General features: G+C 52.3%; 16 protein-coding genes and 1 other annotated feature (1 of these 17 running past the window's edge). Of the genes, 5 read left to right on the forward strand and 11 right to left on the reverse strand.

The genetic code is table 11. The features are described 5' to 3' along the window. Positions 1-143: 143 nt before the first annotated feature. The 3 genes from lapB to pgpB all read right to left on the reverse strand — a co-directional run bounded on the left by lapB (position 144) and on the right by pgpB (position 2,521). The gene (gene lapB, locus H7K52_RS05950; RefSeq protein WP_182629824.1) at positions 144-1,313 is read right to left on the reverse strand and encodes a lipopolysaccharide assembly protein LapB; all 1,170 of its coding nucleotides are present in this window, start codon (positions 1,311-1,313) and stop codon (positions 144-146) included. A gap of 6 nt (positions 1,314-1,319) precedes the next feature. Next, positions 1,320-1,628, reverse strand: a complete 309-nt coding sequence (locus tag H7K52_RS05955) for a LapA family protein (protein WP_003853856.1) — start codon at positions 1,626-1,628, stop codon at positions 1,320-1,322. A gap of 134 nt (positions 1,629-1,762) precedes the next feature. Next, on the reverse strand, positions 1,763-2,521 hold the full coding sequence (pgpB, locus tag H7K52_RS05960) for a phosphatidylglycerophosphatase B (protein ID WP_182629825.1): 759 nt from the start codon (positions 2,519-2,521) through the stop codon (positions 1,763-1,765). A 227-nt stretch (positions 2,522-2,748) separates the two neighbouring features. Here pgpB and ribA point away from each other — a divergent pair, with 227 nt between their 5' ends. Continuing rightward, the gene (ribA, locus tag H7K52_RS05965; RefSeq protein ID WP_003853859.1) at positions 2,749-3,342 is read left to right on the forward strand and encodes a GTP cyclohydrolase II; all 594 of its coding nucleotides are present in this window, start codon (positions 2,749-2,751) and stop codon (positions 3,340-3,342) included. Between the two features lie 32 nt (positions 3,343-3,374). On the opposite strand, the gene acnA is transcribed toward ribA, so the two are convergent. The 4 genes from acnA to topA form a co-directional block, all read right to left on the reverse strand. Further along, positions 3,375-6,056: an aconitate hydratase AcnA gene (gene acnA / locus H7K52_RS05970; protein WP_182629826.1), complete on the reverse strand. Its 2,682-nt coding sequence runs from the start codon at positions 6,054-6,056 to the stop codon at positions 3,375-3,377. A gap of 597 nt (positions 6,057-6,653) precedes the next feature. Then, on the reverse strand, positions 6,654-6,812 hold the full coding sequence (locus H7K52_RS05975; RefSeq protein WP_003853864.1) for a YmiA family putative membrane protein: 159 nt from the start codon (positions 6,810-6,812) through the stop codon (positions 6,654-6,656). 495 nt (positions 6,813-7,307) lie between these two features. Further along, positions 7,308-8,282: an HTH-type transcriptional regulator CysB gene (gene cysB, locus H7K52_RS05980; protein WP_003853865.1), complete on the reverse strand. Its 975-nt coding sequence runs from the start codon at positions 8,280-8,282 to the stop codon at positions 7,308-7,310. Positions 8,283-8,464: 182 nt separating this feature from the next. Further along, the gene (gene topA / locus H7K52_RS05985; protein ID WP_003853868.1) at positions 8,465-11,089 is read right to left on the reverse strand and encodes a type I DNA topoisomerase; all 2,625 of its coding nucleotides are present in this window, start codon (positions 11,087-11,089) and stop codon (positions 8,465-8,467) included. Positions 11,090-11,459: 370 nt separating this feature from the next. On the opposite strand from topA, the gene H7K52_RS05990 reads away from it, so the two are divergent. Next, positions 11,460-11,708, forward strand: coding sequence for a YciN family protein (locus H7K52_RS05990; RefSeq protein WP_003853871.1), 249 nt, complete (start codon positions 11,460-11,462; stop codon positions 11,706-11,708). A 47-nt stretch (positions 11,709-11,755) separates the two neighbouring features. Here the strand turns inward: H7K52_RS05990 and sohB are convergent, their stop codons facing one another. Further along, positions 11,756-12,802, reverse strand: a complete 1,047-nt coding sequence (sohB, locus tag H7K52_RS05995; protein WP_008925280.1) for a protease SohB — start codon at positions 12,800-12,802, stop codon at positions 11,756-11,758. A gap of 173 nt (positions 12,803-12,975) precedes the next feature. Here sohB and H7K52_RS06000 point away from each other — a divergent pair, with 173 nt between their 5' ends. Beyond that, positions 12,976-13,737, forward strand: coding sequence for a YciK family oxidoreductase (locus H7K52_RS06000; protein ID WP_003853876.1), 762 nt, complete (start codon positions 12,976-12,978; stop codon positions 13,735-13,737). Next, positions 13,737-14,327 carry a cob(I)yrinic acid a,c-diamide adenosyltransferase gene (cobO, locus tag H7K52_RS06005; protein ID WP_003853878.1) on the forward strand — a complete coding sequence of 197 codons (591 nt, stop codon included), beginning with the start codon at positions 13,737-13,739 and terminating at the stop codon, positions 14,325-14,327. Before H7K52_RS06000 ends, cobO begins: the two co-directional genes overlap by 1 nt. 54 nt (positions 14,328-14,381) lie before the next feature. Here the strand turns inward: cobO and rluB are convergent, their stop codons facing one another. After that, complete coding sequence (gene rluB, locus H7K52_RS06010) at positions 14,382-15,272, reverse strand: 23S rRNA pseudouridine(2605) synthase RluB (protein ID WP_003853880.1); 891 nt, start codon at positions 15,270-15,272, stop codon at positions 14,382-14,384. A gap of 780 nt (positions 15,273-16,052) precedes the next feature. On the opposite strand from rluB, the gene H7K52_RS06015 reads away from it, so the two are divergent. Beyond that, positions 16,053-16,700, forward strand: a complete 648-nt coding sequence (locus H7K52_RS06015; RefSeq protein WP_182629827.1) for a serine protease — start codon at positions 16,053-16,055, stop codon at positions 16,698-16,700. 12 nt (positions 16,701-16,712) lie between these two features. On the opposite strand, the gene H7K52_RS06020 is transcribed toward H7K52_RS06015, so the two are convergent. Continuing rightward, positions 16,713-17,333 carry an L-threonylcarbamoyladenylate synthase gene (locus tag H7K52_RS06020; protein ID WP_003853883.1) on the reverse strand — a complete coding sequence of 207 codons (621 nt, stop codon included), beginning with the start codon at positions 17,331-17,333 and terminating at the stop codon, positions 16,713-16,715. A gap of 12 nt (positions 17,334-17,345) precedes the next feature. Next, complete coding sequence (rnm, locus tag H7K52_RS06025; protein ID WP_003853885.1) at positions 17,346-18,230, reverse strand: RNase RNM; 885 nt, start codon at positions 18,228-18,230, stop codon at positions 17,346-17,348. A gap of 153 nt (positions 18,231-18,383) precedes the next feature. Further along, positions 18,384-18,399 (forward strand) — a sequence feature (Trp leader region); it runs 86 nt beyond the window's last position.

Below are 18,399 nucleotides of genomic sequence, written 5' to 3' on the forward strand. Positions count from 1 at the left end.
ATTCTACCTGCGGTATCTGACCATCACAATCGCCTTTGCCCCTCTGCCCGGCGTTTTATGCACGATGGCGGAGGTCAGGGAGGTGACAACTCAATAGTATGTTGTAACTATAATAAGGCGTGTTCTGTTCACGGCGGCCAGTTTTACTGGCCGTCTAGCCCACGAATAGGTTTAACGGAAGACCAGGTACGGCAGGATGGGCAGTGCCAGTAAAGTGCATGCGCGGTGAAACCACACTTCTGGCAGCGATAGCGCGGCTTGGTGCGAATCTGTTCGCCCACCATGTCACGCAGTACCATCAGGCTTTCTTTGGCACGGCCATCTTCCGCCTCATGCAGGTTCAAATCCATCAGGCGATGGAACACACGCATCGTTGGATGGCGTTGCAGCTGTCGACTGATGTAGTTTTGCGCCGCTTCAGCACCCTGCTGCTGCTCCAGGATATCCGAGAGATAGAGTTCCGCTGCGGCTCCCGTATTCTCTTCCACACAACGCTGCAGGAAATCAGCCCAGGCTTCGGGCTGATTAAGCCGCTGGAAACAGGTCTCCAGCATCCCCAGCGTTTCACTGACCAGCTCTTTATCCTGATCCAGCACCCGCTGCAGATGGCCCACCGCTTTGGTGAAATCCTCTTTCTCCATGAAAATACGGCCCATCATGATAGAGATGCGCGCGCTGTTGCGATCGGCCGCCTCCCCTTTCTTCAGCAGGCTCATTGCGCGATCCAGGTCGTCGCTGCTCATGGCCTGTAACGCCAGTTCACAGTAGAAGTGGGCAATTTCGCACTTCTGCTTATCTTTACCGAGCTTAACCAGACGTTCTGCCACCTCAATCGCCTGCTGCCAGTCGCTGGTTGCCTGATGGATCAGCAGCAGCTGCTGCAGCGCGCCCACCCGGAAGTCCGTTTCATCGGTGAGCTGCTTAAACATATCTTCAGCGCGGTCATAAAAGCCCGCCGCCATATAATCACGCCCCAGTTGCTGAACGGCGAGCAGACGCTGCTCGTAGCTCAGGGAAGCACTTTCCATGAGAGCCTGATGAATACGGATAGCGCGATCAACTTCGCCACGCGATCGGAAGAGATTACCCAGCGTCAGGTGGGCTTCTACCGTGCCGCTGTCCTCTTTGAGCATATCAAGGAACAGATCGACCGCTTTGTCCTGCTGATTTGAGAGCAGGAAGTTTACGCCAGCGACATATTCACGCGACAGTCGGTTGGCTTCCTGTTGCTTGTCCTGATGTGCACTGCGGCGGCCCATATACCAGCCATACGCAGCCGCCACCGGCAGTAACAGAAACAGCAATTCATGCATCGGGGATTATTCCCGGCCAGCCGGCGAAGCTGGCGTGGTCGCCAGAGCAGTACTCTGCTCGATTTGCGTCTGCATACGCTTGATTTTCCGGTTGGCATTTGCCAGTGCGACGCGGGTCCGTAACCAGAACAGCCCACAGATAATCCAGCCAAGCACGAAACCTGCGCCAAACAGCGATGCCAGTAAGGTCGAGATGCTGAACTCACCCTGCGCCAGCAGATAGTTAAAAGTAATGACCTGATCGTTATGCGCACCCAAAGTGACGGAAATAATAAAAATGACCAGTACCACTAAAAAAATCAGCAAATATTTCACAGTGCATCCTGTTGTGAGGTTGTCGGGTAGAATTATGCCAAAACTCCAGCAAAAATGCTGCTCCCAGCAGCATCGGCCAGGTCACTTTTGCGCAGGCCTGACTAATAATATGGGGTCTTAAGGGTGAATTACAATCAGGGCTCCCGCTGCGCCACCTCTTTTTGCTCTTCCGGCGGCAGCGTCAGTGGTCCACAGAATCGCTGTGCCAGCCAGGTAGCAACGGTGACCAGTATCCAGGAAAGTACCGTTGCCATTGCCAGATCGCGCGGCCAGTGCATGCCCAGCAACAGACGGCTCGCCATTACGCCCGTGGCCCACAGGAAGATCACCACCACGGTTTTATAGTGACGACGCGGCCAGAGCAGGCCCAATGCCAGTAGCGCCCAGCTGGCGGCAAACATGGTGTGTCCAGAGGGAAAAGCGAAACCGGTTTCAAATGCCCAGTGACGTTTCAGCCAGCCAGGGATCTGCGTCTCATCGGCTATCAGCGAGGTCACCATCTCCCCACGCTGTTTACGTTTGAGTTCGTAAAAGGTCTTTTCATCCAGTCCATGATGCTCTTCCAGCCAGATCACATAGGGACGCGGCTCCTGTATCTGCTCTTTAATAAAGGATTTGGTGTATTGCCCGGCCAGAATCGTCGCGTTCATGATCAGCAGAAGCAGAATGGCGGGCTTCAGGCGAAAGCGCAGGCACCAGAGCATCCATGCACTCAGCAGCACGCTGGTGACAATGCCCCACGGATTGGTAACGGTTTCGGTCATCCAGAACAGACCTTTCAGCACCGCATTGCTTTCACCTGCCTGCCAGCGCCAGCCAGTAAGCCAGACGGCAACGGGCATGATCAGCAGCAGCAGCATTCCGAAGGTGGTTCGACGCGAAATCTTAAACATCCTCTTCCCTTATCCCGGTGTTAAAAGACAACAATTGCATAACTTTAGCTTAAAAAAGAATAACATAACCGTTGCCGATTGGATAATTGTGCTTTATCACTGCAATTGGTATCAGAGATTACCAGCCCGCTTGCGGGTTGTGGCACAATATTGCACGTTTGTCGGGCCACACTGGCCTGTGCACTATCATGATGATAGTGCATCCTCTGAAGGTTCTGGAGAGTCACATGCAGCTTAAACGGGTGGCAGAAGCCAAACTGCCCACGCCATGGGGAGATTTCCTGATGGTTGGTTTTGAAGAACTGGCAACCGGACATGACCACGTTGCACTGGTCTTTGGCGATATTAATGATAACGAGCCGGTACTGGCGCGCGTTCACTCCGAATGCCTGACCGGCGATGCGCTCTTCAGCCTGCGTTGCGACTGCGGCTTTCAGCTTGAAGCCGCCCTTAATGCCATCGCAGAAGAAGGTCGCGGTGTGCTGCTGTATCACCGCCAGGAAGGCCGTAATATCGGTCTGCTGAATAAGATCCGCGCCTATGCGTTGCAGGACAAAGGCTATGACACCGTGGAAGCAAACCATCAGCTAGGCTTTGCCGCTGATGAACGCGACTTCACCCTGTGCGCCGATATGTTCAAACTGCTGGGCGTAAATGAAGTGCGCCTGCTGACCAATAACCCGCGTAAAGTTGAGATCCTCAGCGAAGCCGGGATCAACATCGTTGAGCGTGTGCCGCTGGTCGTGGGACGTAACCCGAAGAATGCGCACTATCTGGATACCAAAGCGGCGAAGATGGGGCATCTGCTGCCGAAATCCTGAATGAAAAAGCCGGGTCGCCCCGGCTTTTTTTGTCAGTCCAGCATATTGCGGATAACGTAGTGCAGGATGCCGTCGTTACGGTAATAGGTCAGCTCATTACCGGTATCAATGCGACAGCGGGTGTCCAGCGCCTCTTTACTGCCGTCAGCACGGGTCAACGTCACTTTCACGCTGCAGCCTGGCGTCAGTGCCTGAAGATTCTCCACGTCAATACGCTCTTCACCGGTCAGGCCCAGGGTTTTGCGGGTCACGCCCTGCGGGAATTCCAGCGGCAGAATGCCCATGCCGATCAGGTTTGAGCGGTGAATACGCTCAAAAGATTCAGCAATGACAACTCTCACACCCTGCAAACGTGGGCCTTTCGCCGCCCAGTCGCGGCTTGAACCGGAGCCATACTCAAGACCGGCAATCACGGCCAGCGGTATACCTTCCGCCTGATATTTCATCGCCGCGTCATAGATAGCCAGCTGCTCGCCACTCGGATAATGACGGGTATAACCGCCCTCCACGCCTGGCACCATCTCATTGCGGATTCGGATGTTGGCGAACGTGCCGCGCATCATCACTTCAAGGTTACCGCGACGGGAACCGTAGGAGTTAAAGTCGGTTCGCTCAACGCCGTGTGACAGCAGATAACGTCCAGCGGGACTTTCAGCTTTGATGCTGCCCGCCGGTGAGATATGGTCCGTGGTGACGGAATCGCCCAGCATAGCAAGGACCCGCGCACCGCGAATATCCTGCACCGGCTTAGGCTCTTTCTCCATATCATCAAAGAACGGCGACAGACGAATATAGGTCGAGCCTTCATCCCAGTCATACGTCGCCGCTTCACTGACCTTGATCTCCTGCCACTCGGGCGTGCCGTCGAAGACTTCAGCGTACTCTTTATGGAACATGTCGCTGGTAACCTGCTGCACGGCTGTGGCGATCTCTTTCGGCGTTGGCCAGATATCTTTCAGATAGACCGGCTGGCCCTGACGATCGTGGCCCAGTGGCTCAGTCTGCAGGTTGATTTTCATATTACCCGCCAGCGCATAGGCTACCACCAGCGGTGGCGACGCGAGCCAGTTGGTTTTAATCAGCGGATGAATACGACCTTCAAAATTGCGGTTGCCGGACAGCACTGCACCGACCGTCAGATCGCCCGCTTTGATGGCAGACTCAATCTCATCTTTTAGCGGACCAGAGTTACCGATACAGGTGGTGCAGCCATAACCGACCAGATTAAAGCCCAGCTCATCAAGATAAGGGGTGAGTTGCGCGACGGCGAGATAGTCTGAAACCACTTTAGAACCGGGTGCCAGTGAAGCTTTAACCCACGGCTGACGTTTCAGGCCACGCTCGACCGCTTTCTTCGCCAGTAAGCCAGCCGCCATCAGCACGCTGGGATTAGAGGTGTTAGTACAGGAGGTAATCGCACTGATTACAACGGCACCGTCGGTCAGTGTATGCGTCAGGCCGGTGTCACTGTCGGTGTATTCGACATTTTTATGCGGTTTCTGTGCCTGATTCACTTCCAGCTCGTTGCTGGCGTCAAACGCGGCAGGCACATCACCCAGCGAAACCCGATCCTGCGGACGTTTTGGTCCGGCAAGGCTCGATTCCACTTCGTTCATGTCCAGTGACAGGGTGCTGGTAAAGCGCGGCTCATCGCCGGCGTTACGCCACAGGCCCTGCGCTTTGGCATAAGCTTCCACCAGGGCGACCTGGTCGGCATCGCGTCCGGTGAGCGTCATGTAACTGAGCGTGACATCATCGACCGGGAAGAAACCGCAGGTCGCGCCATATTCCGGGGCCATGTTGGCAATAGTGGCGCGATCAGCCAGCGGCAGATCGGCCAGACCATCACCGTAAAACTCGACAAATTTGCCCACGACGCCATGCTTACGAAGCATCTGGGTAACGGTAAGCACCAGGTCAGTCGCGGTGATGCCAGGCTTGAGTTTGCCGGTGAGTTTGAAACCCACTACATCCGGAATCAGCATGGAGACGGGCTGGCCAAGCATGGCAGCTTCTGCCTCGATTCCCCCTACTCCCCATCCCAGCACGCCCAGCGCGTTGATCATGGTGGTGTGGGAGTCAGTGCCGACCAGTGTATCGGGCCAGGCATACTCTTCGCCGTTGAGCGTTTCATGCCAGATCGCCTTACCCAGATACTCCAGGTTCACCTGATGGCAGATACCGGTGCCCGGCGGTACAACCCGGAACTTATCAAAAGCTTTCTGTCCCCAGCGCAGGAAGACATAACGCTCATGGTTGCGCTCCATCTCCAGCCGAACGTTCTCCTCGAAAGCGTCATCATCGCCAAAGTGATCAACGGTAACTGAGTGGTCAATGACCAGATCCACTGGCGATAACGGATTCACTTTCGCCACATCGCCACCCAGGCGATTTACCGCTTCGCGCATCGCCGCCAGGTCAACTACGGCAGGTACGCCGGTAAAGTCCTGCATTAATACACGGGCGGGACGATAGGCGATTTCACGATCGGCGTGGGCATCTTTTTGCCAGTCAACCAGCGCCTGAATATCTTCTGCCGTAACAGAATCACCATCCTGCCAGCGCAGTAAATTTTCCAGCAGGACCTTCAGAGATTTGGGCAGACTGTCTATATTGCCGAGATGTTGAGCAGCGCGGGGAAGACTGAAGATGTGATATTTTTTGGTGTCGACCTGCAGTATTTCCTGACTCTGCTCGCGTAGAGTAGACGACATAGCTCCTCCTTTTTCATTCATGGTCTTAAACCTTAGAGAGACAAAGGTTTATGTTAAAGATAGACCAAAATTCGTTAACGATTTGATTACAACACAAATTGCCACAATCGCTCACAAACGAAAATGCCCCGTGAGATCACGAGGCATCATAAAAAAGGTGATTTAATTCAAATTACAGCGTTATCCACACCGCCGCAGACCAGAACGCAAAGGAGAAGGCATACGCGCTGAGCCAGGACATTTTAATCATATTCATTTGGTTCACTCCTTCGCCGGAATCTGGCGTAAAAGTTTTTGCGGTCACCTCATCAAGGCGACACCCTTTGGTCGTACGCAATGTGGTAAAGGGCAATTAACAAGCCCGCCGGAAACTCCGGTAATAAAAACTGCGACTAATAAATGGTCTGAAAACGTTATTTACTCTTAGGGTCCAGGAATGACTCAATAAAAAGTCTCTGGTTATCACTCAAATCCCACGATTCGGGGATAGACACTTTCTCGTCCTTTGCAAGTGGTTCTTTTCCTTTGCAGGCAACCGGCTTGTGCTGACGTGAAGTCAGGGAACGTTTATGGCTGAGTGTGTTTGCCCACATGGCTTTAGCCCCAGATACGCCAAATCATTAACGCTACTACCACCCAGAACAGCGCAGAGGCAGCGAATACGGTTAACCAGGCGTTGCGACGGGTGTTGCCGGTACGCTCAACCTTGGTGCTTTTTGCCGGGAAACCCGGTTGTACAGTCAGTCGTGTATTCATAGTTTTTGATAATCACTCTCAACAAAATGATTGATAACATCGATTAAGATTTAGGAGGAATCCTAAACGCGTTAAGGCCAAAAATCCAGTTATTTTTATTGAGTAAAACGATTAACGGTATTAATCAATAGGAGCCAGTAACGTAAGAAACCATTAACTTCGGAACAAATATTTAATTAAACAGAGAGCTAATAAATTTGAGTTAATTTAAAAACAGGTCCATTTAAAACTAAAGAGATCGCTAAAGACCCTTATGTTTACTGGCTTCCTGCATTAACTCTTAACTGGAGTATGGGAATAATCCTGGCAAGTCGCAAAGTGACATAGTTAAAAATGTGTGGTAATTCGCATTTAAGAAAGCCCGATGGGAAAACATGTGATCAATGTTTCATTTACAAAAAAATCATAAAAATTTTGATTCTCATTTGGCGCTAAAGCCTGGAAACAAAAAAGGCTGCACCTGGCAGCCTTAAGTTTAAGTGAAGCGCGTAAACTCTATTTAAACGGCAGTTTGATATCTTTAAACATCGCCTCAATATCCTCGTTTGAGCGTAAGGCTACCGCTGTGTCCACCACGTCGCGCGTCAAATGTGGCGCAAAACGTTGTATAAAATCATACATATAACTACGCAGGAAGGTACTTCGGCGGAAGCCAATTTTTGTGGTGCTGTTGGTAAAGATGTCAGCGGCTTCAATACGAATAAGGTCAGGATCGGCCACCGGGTCTACCGCCATGCTGGCAATAACCCCTACGCCCAGGCCCAGGCGAACATAAGTTTTGATGACGTCTGCGTCAGTGGCGGTGAAAACAATGCGTGGCGTTAATCCTGCGCGATTAAAGGCCGTATCCAGTTCAGAACGCCCGGTAAAGCCGAAGGTGTAAGTGACCAGAGGATACTCAGCCAGCTCCTCAATGGTCACCTGGCCTTTCCCCGCCAGCGGATGGTCAGCGGTGACGACAATCGCCCGGTTCCAGTGGTAGCAAGGCAGCATGATTAAGTCGTCATAGAGATGCAGTGCCTCGGTGGCAATCGCAAAATCCGCATTGCCCTTGGAGACCGCTTCGGCAATCTGAGTCGGGGAACCCTGATGCATGTGGAGTGAGACACGCGGATAACGCTCAATAAAGCCTTTGATCACGCCAGGCAGCGCATAGCGAGCCTGAGTGTGCGTGGTCGCCACATAGAGCGAGCCTTTATCCGGCCAGGTATGCTCACCCGCCACCGATTTGATCGCATCCACTTTTGAGAGCACTTCACGCGCTATACGAATGATCTCTTCACCTGCCGGCGTGACCTGGGTGAGATGTTTCCCGCTGCGGGCAAAGATTTGCACGCCCAGTTCATCTTCCAGCATGCGAACCTGTTTGCTGATGCCAGGCTGAGAGGTGTAGAGGCCTTCCGCTGTCGAAGAGACATTGAGATTATGGTTTACCACTTCGACGATATAGCGCAACTGCTGTAATTTCATATCTGTTCCATCCGGTAAGTTACAGAGTCGCATCCCCGGTTGACGTATAGTCGCTAGGGTAGAAAATGCTATGCATCAGGAAAGGTCGGAAATGCTATAACAACTATATCAGTTTACGTTAAAGAGTAGAACGGATTGATATAAGGCTCAGAAAAAGGCCAGCGAGCGCTGGCCTGAGTGGATTACTTCTTCGCGACCTGCCATTTACCGTCTATATAGAAGGCGGACCAGCCTGTTGCTTTGCCCTCTTTTTCAGAGGAAACATACTGCTGTTTGGTTTTACGGCTAAAGCGCACCATCGCTTTGTTACCTTCCGGATCGGCTGCTGGCGCGTCGGCCAGATATTTCAGCTTTTCAGGCAGACGATCTTTAAAGCGCTGAAGCTCTTCCACCAGCGGCGCACGCGTTTCGCGTGATTTCGGGAAGGTGTTGGCTGCAAGGAAAACGCCCGCTGCGCCGTCTCGCAACACGAAGTAAGCATCGGACTTCTCACACGCCAGCTCTGGCAGTGGAACCGGATCTTCTTTCGGTGGAGCAACCTCACCACTACGCAAAATCTTACGGGTGTTTTTGCACTCTTCATTGGTACACGCCATGTACTTCCCAAAGCGTCCCATCTTCAGGTGCATCTCAGAACCACACTTCTCACACTCCACTATCGGGCCGTCATAGCCTTTGATGCGGAACTCACCCTTCTCGATTTCGTAACCATCACACTCCGGGTTATTACCACAGACATGCAGTTTACGTTCGTTATCGATCAGATAGCTGTCCATGGCTGTGCCACACTTCTGGCAGCGGCGACGGGCACGCAGTGCGTTGGTTTCAGCATCATCCCCTTCCAGAATATTGAGAACTTCATTTTCCGGAATCAGGTTGATGGTCTGTTTGCAGCGTTCTTTAGGCGGCAGCGCGTAGCCAGAACAGCCCAGGAAGACGCCGGTACTGGCGGTGCGAATTCCCATCTGACGGCTACAGGTCGGACACTCGATTGAGGTCAGCACCATCTGGTTTGGCTGCATGCCACCCTCTTCAGGATCTTTCTCAGCCAGTTCAAGCTGCTGAGTAAAGTCGCTGAAGAAGTGGTCGAGCACCGCTTTCCATTGCGCCTCGTTATTGGCAACCTGGTCAAGGTTGCTCTCCATGCGGGCGGTGAAATCGTAATTCATCAGTTCGCGGAAGTTCTCTTCCAGACGATCGGTAACGATTTCACCCATTTTTTCCGCATAGAAACGGCGATTTTCCACCCTCACATAGCCACGATCCTGAATGGTCGAGGTAATGGCTGCGTAGGTTGATGGACGGCCAATTCCGCGTTTCTCAAGCTCGCGCACCAGGGATGCTTCGCTGAAGCGCGCCGGTGGCTTGGTGAAGTGTTGACCCGGCTGCAGTGCTTTAAGGTCCAGAACATCCCCCACACTGACCGCAGGCAACGTACGATCTTCATCATTCTTGCGCAGCGCTGGCATCACTTTGGTCCAGCCGTCGAAACGCAGAATACGCCCTTTTGCTTTGAGTCTGAACTCACCCGCGGCGGCGGTGATGGTGCTGGAATCATATTTTGCCGGTGTCATCTGACAGGCAACAAACTGACGCCAGATAAGCTGATAGAGTTTCTGTGCATCCGCTTCCATATCTTTCAGCTGTTCCGCCACCACGTCCACATCAGAAGGACGAATCGCTTCATGCGCTTCCTGGGAGTTTTCTTTGCTGGCGTAAGTCACAGGATTGTCAGGCAGATATTTTTTACCGAAATTGCTTTCGATATAACCCCGTGCCATGGCGACCGCATCCTGACTCAGGTTGGTTGAATCGGTACGCATGTAAGTAATGTGACCCGCTTCGTACAGGCGCTGGGCCATCATCATGGTTTTCTTAACACCAAAGCCAAGACGGGTACTGGCAGCCTGCTGCAGCGTTGAGGTGATATAGGGCGCGCCCGGCTTACTGCTGGTCGGCTTATCTTCACGATCGACGATCTCATAACGCGCTTTTTCGAGCAGCGCGACGGCGGCGTAGGTTTCATCGCGATTGACCGGACGGAAGGCTTTATCGCCTTTGTGCGTCACATCCATCGACAGCTCATCACCTTTCGGCGTGCTTAGCGCGGCATTAACTTCCCAGTACTCTTCAGGCACAAAGGCTTTAATTTCTCGCTCACGCTCCACGACCAGACGCACGGCAACGGATTGAACACGTCCGGCAGAAAGACCACGGGCGATCTTTTTCCACAGCAGTGGTGAGACCATATAACCCACCACGCGGTCCATGAAACGACGCGCCTGTTGAGCATTAACCCTGTCAATATTCAGTTCGCCCGGCTTTTCAAACGCCTGACGAATCGCATTCTTCGTAATTTCGTTAAATACCACGCGGCTAAAGCGTGAGTCATCACCCCCGATCACTTCCCGCAGGTGCCAGGCAATAGCTTCCCCTTCGCGGTCAAGGTCGGTTGCGAGATAGATGTGGTCAGCATTGGCGGCTAATGCCTTCAGTTCCGCAACCACTTTCTCTTTGCCGGGCAGAATCTGATAATCCGCTTCCCAGCCGTGATAGGGGTCAACACCCATGCGGCTGACGAGTGCGGCTTTCTCATCTTTTTTTACTTTTTTGACTTTCTTGTCAGTCGCAGCGTCTTTGGCTTTCTTTTCAGTCGAGGCGTCAGCACTCTTCTTTGCGGTTGAACCACTGGTCGGCAGATCCCGGATATGACCGACGCTGGATTTAACCACGTAGTCATTGCCCAGATATTTATTGATTGTTTTAGCCTTTGCCGGGGACTCAACAATAACGAGTGCTTTACCCATATTTACCTTTACCTAATGAAAACATCCTGCTTAACGGGAGAGGATTGGATGCCCAAAAACCCATCGGGTTCAATATTGCTGCGCCTGTTTAACATTTCAAGGCGGAGGGGTCAATCTCAGAACAGATGATGCGGTGTAATGCAACTGCATGATAAGGCATACTTTTTCCATCTGAACTCTTCACACATCCCGGTGCAAAATCCCTGAAATCGGAATCGCCCACACTCTACCTGATAAAATCTGTTACGCAACCTAATTAGCACTCAGCCTGAACTTACGCCAGATTTCATCGTTCAGACCGATTTGTCATACCGTCTGGCACGCCAGTAATATAGAAAGGATTTGGGTGCTGTCAAAAAGGAACGAATAAATGGAGAGAACGACACAGGCTATTTCCCGCCAGGCGTTGCTGGAAAAGGCCAATACGCTGATCAAAGAGCATGACGATTATTTAGCAGGCATGCAGGCGGACGAGGTGACTCAGCAGGCCGATGTACTGGTCTTTCGCGGACCGTTTTTTCTTGACGCGGACGGACTGCCGACCGCGAAAACCACCGCCGTGTTTAACGTCTTTAAACACCTTGCAGTGGTGCTGTCGCCGCGCTATCACCTGGAATAAAACACCCGCACCTGAAATAAAAAACCCGGCACAGGCCGGGTTTCGCATCAGAGCAATGGCTTTTCACCACGCTGCCAGAGTTTCAGCAACAGCCGCTCGGCCACCGAACCGGCACTCTGGGTAAAGCGGTCCATCATTTTACGGCGACGGGCATAATGCACGCCAAGAACGTTGAACTGATCCATCTGACGAATGATCAAATCATCGCTGGTGCCAATTTCGTCAATCAGCCCCAGATTCAGCGCCTGACGGCCATACCAGTGTTCACCGGTTGCAACCTTATTGATATCGAGTGACGGGCGCATCTGGTGAACGAACTGTTTAAATAACAGGTGTGTTTCGTCAAGATCTTCCTGGAACTTCTCACGCCCTTCTTCGGTGTTTTCACCGAAGAGCGTCAGCGTACGCTTATATTGTCCGGCGGTATGCAGCTCAACATCGATATCGTTACGTTTCAGCAGGCGGTTGAAGTTAGGAATTTGCGCAACCACACCAATTGAGCCAATGATTGAGAACGGTGCTGCCACGATGCGGTCAGCTACGCAGGCCATCATGTATCCGCCGGAGGCCGCCACTTTATCCACGGCTGCCGTAATACGCAGTCCCTGATCGCGCAGACGCTGCAGCTGCGAGGCCGCCAGGCCATAGCCATGTACCACGCCGCCCGGACTTTCAAGACGCAACAGCACTTCATCGCCGGGCTGTTTTACGGCCAGTACTGCTGATATCTCTTCACGCAGTGAGGTCACCTCACCGGCATCCATGCTGCCTTTAAAATCGAGCACATAAAGGGTGGGTTTGACGCTGTCAGTCTGCCCCTGCTTCGCCGCCTGTTTTTCCGCTTTCGCTTTCAGCTTTTCGCTTTTTTTATGGTTTTTCAGCCAGACTTTTTGCGCCTGGGGTTTCATTTTTGCCAGCTGCAAATCCTCTTTCATCTGCTGATAGTCATCACCCAGATGCGTCAGGCGAAGCTGACCATTTTGTGCCCGCTTGCGCAGCGCAGCATTCATAATAATCATGACGATCGCGGCGACGGCAACCACCAGTGTCACCGCTTTCGCTAAAAACAGTCCATACGTTGAAATAAAATCCATCAGGTCGCCTTAGTTACAGAGAATCAAAAACAGTTCGCCAGTTTAGCCGTTTTGCCCTGCTCCGTCGCCTGAAATGCCAGCAGCCGGCACAGAATGCGCAGGTTGGCGATTGCGCCCATTCGTAAATTCAGGCATAAAGCGGAATCATGCTGTTTTCGCTGGAGGATCCCGCTGTGCACTATCAACCGAAAAGCGACCTGCTCAATCACCGTATTATCCTGGTCACGGGTGCTTCCGATGGTATTGGCCGGGAGGCGGCGCTGACTTACGCCCGTTATGGCGCTGAAGTGATCCTGATGGGCCGTAACGCTGATAAGCTTCAGCAGGTCGCACAGGCTATCAATCAACTTAATCAATGCCCTGCTCACACTGTGGTGTTCGATCTGGCCGATGCGACGCCGGAACGTTGCCATCAGATTGGAGAGCAACTGGCTCAGCAGTTTCCGCGTCTTGACGGCGTGCTGCACAACGCCGGTATCCTGGGTGAGATTGTGCCGCTGGCGGAACTGGACCCACAGATCTGGCAGGAGGTGATGAATATCAATCTGGATGCGACCTTCTTCCTGACCCAGGCACTGTTACCGCTGCTGTTAAAATCGGATGCCGGTTCACTGGTCTTTACCACCTCCAGCGTTGGCCGTACGGGTCGCGCGGGCTGGGGCGCTTATGCCGTCTCTAAATTTGCTACCGAAGGGATGATGCAGGTACTGGCTGATGAATATAAGACGCACTCGCTGCGGGTAAACTGTATCAACCCGGGCGGCACGCGCACCAAAATGCGCGCCAGTGCTTTCCCGCAGGAAGATGCTAATAAGCTGAAAACCCCTGCCGATCTGATGCCGCTCTACCTTTATCTGATGGGTGATGACAGCCGACGCAAAACCGGTATCAGCTTTGATGCACAGCCGGGCAGAAAACCGGGAGCCGCGGAATAATGGCTGACGATCGTCATCAACAACGTCAGCAACGTTTAAAAGAGCAGGTCGATGCGCGCATTGCAGCGGCCACCGAGGTTCGTGGCATCCTGATGGTGTTCACCGGCAATGGCAAAGGCAAAACCACGGCAGCCTTTGGCACAGCACTTCGCGCCACCGGACATGGCAAGCGAGCAGCAGCGATCCAGTTTATTAAAGGTGACTGGCCGAATGGCGAGCGAAACCTGCTGGAACAGCACGGTGTGGAGTTTCAGGTGATGGCAACCGGGTTTACGTGGGACACGCAGAACCGCGAAACGGATACCGCCGCCTGTCTGGCTGTGTGGCAGCATGCAAAGCGGATGCTGGCCGATGAGCAGATCGATCTGGTGGTGCTCGATGAAATCACCTATATGGTCAGCATGGATTATCTGCCGCTGGACGATCTGATCACCACCCTGCAACAGCGCCCGGCACATCAGAGCGTGATTATTACCGGACGAGGCTGTCATCGCAGCCTGACGGAGATGGCAGATACGGTAACGGAGATGCGGCCAGTGAAACACGCATTTGATGCCGGTATACAGGCTCAGCAGGGAATTGACTGGTAACAGAAAAAGAAAACGCAGCCACGGGGCTGCGTTTTTAGCATTCAGGCAACGCTATTAACCGGAGTTACGTTTGCTGCCCGGATTGCGGCGTGGCGCACGAGGTGTGCTGCTCACTTTAGTGTGCCGTTTCACGGCACGACGAATCTGGTTCGCCTTGGTACGACGACGATCTTTTTCGACCACCAGCTTAGTGACGGTTTCATCATCCAGCTCAACCAGGTTACGCAGGTAGTTTACCGCTGGCAGATCCAGTTCAGTCCAGCCACCACGTGGCAGGCCTTTTGGTAAGGTGATATCGCCGTAGCGGACACGCATCAGACGACTGACCTGCACGCCGACCGCTTCCCACAAACGACGTACTTCACGATTACGTCCTTCGGTGAGGGTGACGTTATACCACTGGTTGATCCCTTCCCCGCCGCCAAACTTAAGCGTTTTAAACGCAGCCGGGCCATCTTCCAGCTGAACACCTTTACTCAACTGACGAATTTTATCATCGTCGACCTGGCCAAAGACGCGCACTGCATATTCACGTTCCACTTCACGGCTCGGATGCATCAGGCGGTTCGCCAGTTCACCGTCGGTGGTGAAGAGCATCAGACCACAGGTGTTCACATCCAGACGGCCAACGGCAATCCAGCGTGAACCACGCAGACGAGGCAGGCGGTCAAACACCGTTGGGCGGCCTTCAGGATCGCTGCGGGTACAGAGTTCGCCTTCCGGTTTGTAGTAAGCCAGCACACGGCATACTTCGGTTGCGGATTCAGCAATCGATACCAGATGGCCATCAATACGGATTTTCAGGGATTTGCTGCTTTCGACGCGGTCGCCCAGTGTGGCGATCTTGCCGTCAACGCTGACACGGCCAGCAGCTATCATTGATTCGATTTCACGACGCGAGCCATGACCGGCACGCGCTAAGACTTTCTGTAACTTTTCGCTCATTGAGCTTCCTCTTTGTCGCCTTCCCAGGCGTCATGATTGGGTGATAATCCTTTCTAAATCAACAGGTTAACTTAGTAAGTTTGCCCCATTATACAGGCATTTAACGCTGATGTAACGTGCTTTATGAGCAGAGCAATGGCTTAATAATAGTTTGGTTTCTGATTGTTTTATATCTGATAATCTTTAATTTACATTTAAATAACATCACCCTTTATCATAAGAAAATATGTTTAATAAAACGCAGACATCAAAAACTTTATAGCTGAGCGTAATTATATTTCTTAAGCATTCATTTCCAGGCAAAACCATGTTCTGATGATAAAAACCTTAACACTACCTTAAGCTTCTTTTGCTGGGCTCGTGCTTTTGATGCTCTGCAAAAAGCGCCAGTGCTAGTGTAAAAAACTGCCTGTTTGATTTTATCCATGACAAGCGATTGGTCGATATAAAAAAGGCAGTTGATTCCTAAGGGAGATTTATTTAAAACCTTATTTTCCGTGATATTTGTTTTTTATTAACTTTAATAAATTGTACGATACTATTAAGATGGTACACTTAATCTCAGCAGTACAATAAAAAAACATAAAAACGCGATAAAGCGTTTTTGCAACATCAGCGTGTGGTTATGCCATACGTTAATAAAAATAGCGTTTTTTAATTAATCCAATAAACCGGCGCATCCGGAGTTGTTGCGTTAATACGGTTCAGTGATGAACCTTGCTTGCATGTCACAAATCTTCACCAGGGATTTTCCGACATGCCTGAATAAAGAAAACCATTATGAGAAACCTGTTTCTGTGCCCGGTGCTTGCTGCACTGGTCCTGAGCGGTTGCTCTGTGGGCCATACTGAGTACAGTCGCACGGCGATGCAGCACGTAGATATGAGCGTGACGGGCATTCCGACGATCCTCGGTCTCGGCACACTGGGCACCAGCATACCTCTGACGCCTGAATATAGCCTCACCGCTGCGCACGTTGCTAAAACTGCCGTACAGCGCGTGAAGTCATATCACCCTTATTGCGACCTTGCGATTATTTATCACAAGAATGATGCTAACACGCTGGCTAAATTCCGCAGCGGTGACATCGGCGATCCCGTTAAAATGTATGGCTACAGCTTTATTTCCGCGATGCCCGTTGAATCGACAGGGGTTAATTTAGCCCGCACGGCTATCAGGAATAACTGGAATAAAAGCCCGTGTATCGCCATGGCGTCTAACGCAGGCGTGGTTCAGGGAATGTCGGGCGGCGGCGTTTACAACCGTGATGATACGCTAAGCGGCGTTATTGTTGGCTATTCTGATTCGATTAAGAATGGTCGTAATAACAAAGTGATCCTGAAAGATGTGTCACTTTATATTCCTTACGGCCAGTTTAAGAGCTGGCTAGAGTCGAATCTGACTCAGACACCGACCCGCGGTGTCTGAAGCCCGACTTAATTACAGGAACGGGCGGGTATCGCCCACCCCTTCACGCACAATTTCCGGTGCATCGGTGGTCAGATCGACCACCGTGGTCGGCTGCTGTCCCAGCGTGCCGCCGTCAATAATCAGATCGACCAGCTTACCAATGCTGTGCTGAATCTCTTCCGGATCGGACTCGGTGAAATCGTTGCCCGGCAGGATTAATGAGGTCGACATCATCGGCTGATTCAGGGCTTCCAGCAGCGCCAGTGCGACTGGATTCGACGGTACGCGCAGACCAATGGTCTTACGCTTCTCATTCATCAGGCGACGCGGCACTTCTTTGGTCGCCTTAAGAATAAAGGTGTAGTTACCCGGCGTGTTGTTTTTCAGCAGACGAAAGGCGGAGTTGCCCACCTGCGAATAAACCGACAGTTCTGAGAGGTCCCGGCACATCAGGGTGAAGTTGTGGTGCCCATCGAGCTGACGGATACGGCAAATGCGCTCCATCGCGCCCTTCTCTTCCAGCCGACAGCCCAGCGCATAGCCGGAATCGGTCGGATAGACGATGACGCTGCCTTTGTTCAGGTAGTCGACCGCCTGATTAATCAGGCGCGGCTGTGGGTTATCCGGATGAATGTGAAACAATTGACTCATAAAAACCTCGTGTCACCTTTCCGTGATTGCCAGGCTGGGAGCGAGATCCGGGAAGCGTTCCCAGACCGGCTCAACCGCCGCGGGCAGCCAGAGTTTGCGGCCCAACTCAATCCACGGGCAGGGTTGATGAAAATCAGAACCTTGTGATGCGGCCAGTTCATTATCTCTGGCGTATTGCGCCAGTGTCGTGCGCTCATTAGGTGGCTGCTGGCACTGTGCGACTTCCATCGCATCGCCGCCCGCTTCGCGGAAATGGGCGACCAGTCGTTTAAGCCACTTTGCTGATAAACCGTAACGGCCAGGATGCGCCAGCACGGCACAACCACCAGAATGATGAATCGCATCAATAGCTTGTTTAATTGTACACCATTGTGGCGGCACGTAGCCGGTTTTGCCACGCGCCAGATAATTTTTGAACACCTGCACCATGTTCTCAGCTTTGCCCTGCTCAATCAGAAAGCGGGCAAAGTGACCACGGGTAATGATGCCGCCATCTGCCAGTCGCATCGCTCCCGCCAGCGCATCCGGAATACGCGCCCTGGCCAGTCGTTCACCGATCTCTTCGGCCCGTATCCGACGGCACGCATGTTGTCCGGCCAGAAAGGTCACCATCGCCGGATGGTGGATGTCAATGTTCAGGCCCACGATGTGAATCTCATGGTTCTCCCAGAGTGTGGAGATCTCTGCACCTGCCAGCACCTTTATCGGTAAATCCTGGTCGAGTGCCGTTTGCTGCGCTTCTTCTACACCTGCAACGCTGTCGTGATCGGTGATCGCCAGTACGCCGACGCGCATCTCTACAGCTCGCTGCACCAGCGCAGCTGGCGTCAGAAAGCCATCGGAGGCACGCGTGTGACTGTGTAAATCGTAAACCGGGAAACGGGCGATATCGCTCAAAAGAACTCCTGCTAATACTAAACCGGCCAGCATGATAACGATTTTAATGCTCAGTGAAAAAGGCTATTGACTTTTCCGCGCTGAACCCGTTAACTAGTACACAAGTTCACACGTAACGGGTATTGAATCATGGCTGTTGTAATCACGCATTTAAACGGTTGGCGCGATG

Origin of the sequence: Pantoea hericii, assembly GCF_014155795.1 — a bacterium.
Classification (GTDB): domain Bacteria; phylum Pseudomonadota; class Gammaproteobacteria; order Enterobacterales; family Enterobacteriaceae; genus Pantoea; species Pantoea eucalypti.

What these genes read in the sequence shown, in the direction of transcription:
- cobO (WP_003853878.1), top strand. Translation starts at nt 13,737, where the DNA reads ATGGCTGACGATCGTCATCAACAACGTCAGCAACGTTTAAAAGAGCAG.
- H7K52_RS06015 (WP_182629827.1), top strand. Translation starts at nt 16,053, where the DNA reads ATGAGAAACCTGTTTCTGTGCCCGGTGCTTGCTGCACTGGTCCTGAGC.
- lapB (WP_182629824.1), bottom strand. Translation starts at nt 1,313, where the DNA reads ATGCATGAATTGCTGTTTCTGTTACTGCCGGTGGCGGCTGCGTATGGC.
- sohB (WP_008925280.1), bottom strand. Translation starts at nt 12,802, where the DNA reads ATGGATTTTATTTCAACGTATGGACTGTTTTTAGCGAAAGCGGTGACA.
- pgpB (WP_182629825.1), bottom strand. Translation starts at nt 2,521, where the DNA reads ATGTTTAAGATTTCGCGTCGAACCACCTTCGGAATGCTGCTGCTGCTG.
- ribA (WP_003853859.1), top strand. Translation starts at nt 2,749, where the DNA reads ATGCAGCTTAAACGGGTGGCAGAAGCCAAACTGCCCACGCCATGGGGA.
- H7K52_RS05990 (WP_003853871.1), top strand. Translation starts at nt 11,460, where the DNA reads ATGGAGAGAACGACACAGGCTATTTCCCGCCAGGCGTTGCTGGAAAAG.
- cysB (WP_003853865.1), bottom strand. Translation starts at nt 8,282, where the DNA reads ATGAAATTACAGCAGTTGCGCTATATCGTCGAAGTGGTAAACCATAAT.
- acnA (WP_182629826.1), bottom strand. Translation starts at nt 6,056, where the DNA reads ATGTCGTCTACTCTACGCGAGCAGAGTCAGGAAATACTGCAGGTCGAC.
- H7K52_RS05975 (WP_003853864.1), bottom strand. Translation starts at nt 6,812, where the DNA reads ATGAATACACGACTGACTGTACAACCGGGTTTCCCGGCAAAAAGCACC.
- H7K52_RS06020 (WP_003853883.1), bottom strand. Translation starts at nt 17,333, where the DNA reads ATGAGTCAATTGTTTCACATTCATCCGGATAACCCACAGCCGCGCCTG.
- topA (WP_003853868.1), bottom strand. Translation starts at nt 11,089, where the DNA reads ATGGGTAAAGCACTCGTTATTGTTGAGTCCCCGGCAAAGGCTAAAACA.
- rluB (WP_003853880.1), bottom strand. Translation starts at nt 15,272, where the DNA reads ATGAGCGAAAAGTTACAGAAAGTCTTAGCGCGTGCCGGTCATGGCTCG.